Genomic DNA, 4,160 nt, shown 5'->3' on the forward strand with positions numbered 1-4,160 from the left:
GTGAAGTTAGCTGGATTCTCTGCTGGAGTGAGTTATACCCAAAACGGTGGCTTTGGTGCTAACGTAGGGTATGAGTTCGGTGGAAGCAATGATATGCTCAAAGGTCTTGGTGTGAACCTAAGTTATAGCCAAAGTGGAGGCTTTAGCGGAGGTGTAAGCTATAGCAAGGCAACAGAAGGAGGGACCAAGGTAACCGGTGGACTCAACTATAGTAAGGATGCTGGTGTAGGAGCAAGTCTCAACGCACAGAAAGAAGTTTCTAAGTCAGATAATTATGCAACTACTGTGACCGGAGGAGTGTCCTTCAGTCAGAAACAAGGGTTTGGTGCGAGTTTGGATGCGACAATTGAGAAGGTGGCGAAAGAAACTCCTAAAGGACAAACACCACCTCCTAAACCACAATTCCAATCCTTCTCCCAAATGGATATGGGACTTTCTTTTAACCAGAAGGAAGGATTCTCTGCTAGTGTTGGCTTTGATGGAATCAACGCACTGAGCTACAACCAAAACACTGGGCTTTCTGGAAACACCAACTTCGCAGTTGATTTCCGTAAAAAACAAATCCAAGATGAGATTGATGCGGAGACAAAAGCTAGGAAAGAAGCTGCTGATAAGAAATTAGAAGGTGCAAAACAGGAATGGTTAAAAGAGAAGAGGAAAGATCCGAAGTACGCAAACATTGATGATGATGATAAACTGCTAGCAGAGTATAAGAAAGAGCGCGAGAAGGACTCTGAAAAAGACGGATCTAGAGATAACATTCTGGAGAAGATTGGTGGTGATATTTATGACGATGTTGCTGGTGCTCTAGGTATCTCTACATCAGATGCTGGTAGATTGGACAAGGATGGGAAGTTTGTTCCTAGAACTTGTTTTGTTGCAGGAACGAAAGTTCATACAAAAGAGGGCTTAAAGAACATCGAAGATATCCAAGTTGGGGATGTGGTTCTTTCTAAATCTGATGAAACAGGAGAAGTCTCTTACCGCAAGGTAGTTGAGACCTTTATCCGCCAAACAGAAGCGATCTACACTGTTTCCTTTACTGATGGAACAACTCTAGAAACCACTTGGAACCACCCGTTCCGTGTGAAAACACAAGGCCATGCTTTAGAGAAGTTCTCCATAGAAACTACTGATTGGGTGCAGGCAAAAGATTTACATCCTGGGGATGTGGCTCTTGGAGCGGATGGAAGAGAACTGGTTGTCACCGACATCATTATTGATGAACGGACAGAGACGGTTTATAACTTTGAGGTGGAAGAGTATCATACCTACTTCGTAGGGGAAGTCGGGGTTTGGGTGCATAATCAAGCATCAACCTACCAGAAAATATCTAAAGGCTTGCATTATTCGTTGGATATTGCAGGAATATTCCCGGGTCTCGGTATCATTCCTGATGCAGTCAACGTAGCATACAATGCTACAGAAGCAACCCTTGGAATTGGAACTGGGAATTGGACTGATGCTGGTTTTAGTACAGCTGCAATATTACCCATTGCAGGTGATTTTGCAATGGCTGGTAAGGTTGGCAAGGAAGCCACTGAAGCAGCAATCAAGAACAAAAAAGCGATTGCTGATTTAGGTAAAGAAGGGATTGAAAACTTTAAATACGCCCAAGAATATGGGATTAAGTCATATAAAGAATTAAAAAATGTAACAAAAGGGAAAGCCAAGGAATTAGGCGTTGAAGTCCACCACTTAATAGAAAAAAGGCTTAAACCTGTGTTCGATGAAGCTTCTCAAAAAACTAGCGAATGGGCTTCAATTGTACTAACGAAAGCGGAACATCAAGTGTTTACTAATGAGTGGCGTAAGGCTATTCCATATGGTGCGGCTAGAACAAAGGAAACAGCCGAATCAGTTATGGAAAAAGCTAAAGTTATTTATAAAGATTATCCACAAATTCTAGAAAAATTAGGAATTAATAAATAATGAGAAAGGGATATAGATTTTTTATGAATGCTTCTTACGAGGAAGTGCAGAACTTAGCAACCGTTGGCGTCAGTATTAAAGAAGGAATCAATTCTTATATCTTGTATGAAAATGATTTAGATTTTAATAAAAAGTTTACCGAACTAGCGAAGATTTCTGCTAGTCCAGATAATTGCGTCGAGTATTCAAAAGAAGAGTTTAATTCATCCAAATTTTTTAATATCGAACTTTCACAACAGCAAGGCTATCCAAAGCCAGAAAGCAAATATAAAGAAATTTTTTATGATGCAAAATATCGGACTGAGGAAGAATCGTATTTGTTAGTCCAAACCAATGATATCTCTGCTGGGCAGATTTCAAAATCTATCAAAGGACTTTTCGGTATCAATTGGTTATTTGTCGAGGTATTCGCGGACAAGAGTACATATGAAAAATTCATAAAACCATTAGGAATAAAATCTCGAAGGGTATTAAATGGAACTAGAAAGCAAGAAATGGAAAATATTGTTCAGTTATTACCTCAGGGGGTTTCTCCAGAAAATTTGAAGAGTGATTTTGAATATGAAACCATAGGCAAGAACAAAAGAATTGTTTCTGATTATCATATTCCTCTACAGGGATATTCTGATAAAATAGCATTTCACTTCTTTGAAACTAAAGAATTTTTTGGTTTCAAAGATAATACATATAGATTACCTATTATATCGAAAACTTTTTATGAAATACTCCAAAAAAATAAAATCAAAGGTTGTCGCTATTTCCCTGTACTTCGTGGTTAATTCCTCTTTTAACAGTTGCTCAAAAAGTGAATTCTGCCTAGCGGATATATTAGAATCAAATCTAAAATATAACCAAATATATGAAGTAGTTTCTAATGACCTTTGTGAAAATGGAGGAGAAGACTTTAAAATCATACCCATCCTACAATCGAATATGAAAATTGATGAAGGCACTTATCTAACTCGCTCAGATAATTATTTTGCTGATGGGAGGGTTGTGCCTGGATATTATATTTTTAGCGGGAGAAATTTGTCAGTAATTTATTATCATCCATATCTATTTAGTAAATCTCGTGAGTCCCTGTTGCTGTACACGGGAATGGTAGATCCAAAAACATCTGCTAATTCGATCTTTGCTAATTATGGAAACTTTAAAGATGTTTTTCCTATAAAGTCTGTGACACCGTTTTTTGAATTTAACCTACCAGGCATCTTTTTTCTATCGGAAAACAAAAAATTAATGTATTTGAATATTCGGTGAGCCTCGCCAAAACTATAATAGCGAACAAGATATTCGTTAAGTTAGACGCTGGATGCAAACGGGTTTGATTTTGAAGACAAAAAACAAACGGAAGTTATCGATTTCTAGTTACTAACAAAGACTTTGTTCCAAAAATGACTGTTCCGTTGATCGCTAGGATATAAGGAATCCTTCTCTTTTATAGAAGAGATTGTTAGACAAAGATTGCAAACAATGGGAGCAAACCGAAGTAAAAGAGAGTACCTCTCTTAAGCGGTTTTCTTCCAAGAGTAGGTGTAGTAGAGACCACCTAATACGGGAGTGGTTTCAAGTGGCAGTTTCCATCTCTCGGTTTGTGGAGGATTGGTGAGGGGATGGGTTTTACCAGGGGGTTGTTGGGCGGCGTTAATTGCAATGCGGATAGCCACTCGTCTGCGGGTGTTAAACGCAATGCGTATAGCCGCTACATTTTCTCTGCTTTTACATTTAGTTCGTATCAATGCCAAATTGGGACTTATGATTAGAATCAATCTTGATTCTAATCAGTTTTTTCAATCTTAACTCAACATTTCCCAACTAATAATTCTTTCACCTACCAACCCCCCTTGCGCCAGCGATAGAAGCGGAAATCCTTTCCATAAACTAGTTTATTCTCATCAACTAACAGACTGGAAAGATTGGAGCGAATAGCGCGGTCGTTACAGAATCAAATACCAATCAACTAACGGATTCGAGGCGCCCAAAGAATCATTCATCAATTCTTTTCTTAACCAAGTGAAGAGGTCGTCACGGAGGCGTGGCCAAGGATGGCCTAAGCTCGCCAGTCGGACCCGGACGGGACGCTGGCAGGAGTGAGGACTTCTGAACTTTATGGAATCAGCGAAGAACTCAGGTTATTTGGTAGGACCTACAGTGGGTGGAGCCTTCGGAACTCACCACTTCAACCAGTTCTATCCTATCCTTAAGATGAAGGAAAAATACAACGAGAT

The 4,160-nt window shown here is 39.2% G+C and carries 2 protein-coding genes; both read left to right on the forward strand.

Going from position 1 to position 4,160, the window contains the following annotated elements; all coding sequences use genetic code 11:
* On the forward strand, positions 1 to 1,932 hold a 1,932-nt coding region (locus CH364_RS18575), incomplete at its 5' end, for a polymorphic toxin-type HINT domain-containing protein (protein ID WP_279627927.1).
* A 23-nt stretch (positions 1,933 to 1,955) separates the two neighbouring features.
* The gene (locus tag CH364_RS18580; RefSeq protein ID WP_125232012.1) at positions 1,956 to 2,711 is read left to right on the forward strand and encodes a hypothetical protein; all 756 of its coding nucleotides are present in this window, start codon (positions 1,956 to 1,958) and stop codon (positions 2,709 to 2,711) included.
* Positions 2,712 to 4,160: the final 1,449 nt, after the last annotated feature.

This window comes from Leptospira harrisiae (assembly GCF_002811945.1).
In the GTDB taxonomy this organism is placed as follows: Bacteria; Spirochaetota; Leptospiria; order Leptospirales; family Leptospiraceae; genus Leptospira_A; species Leptospira_A harrisiae.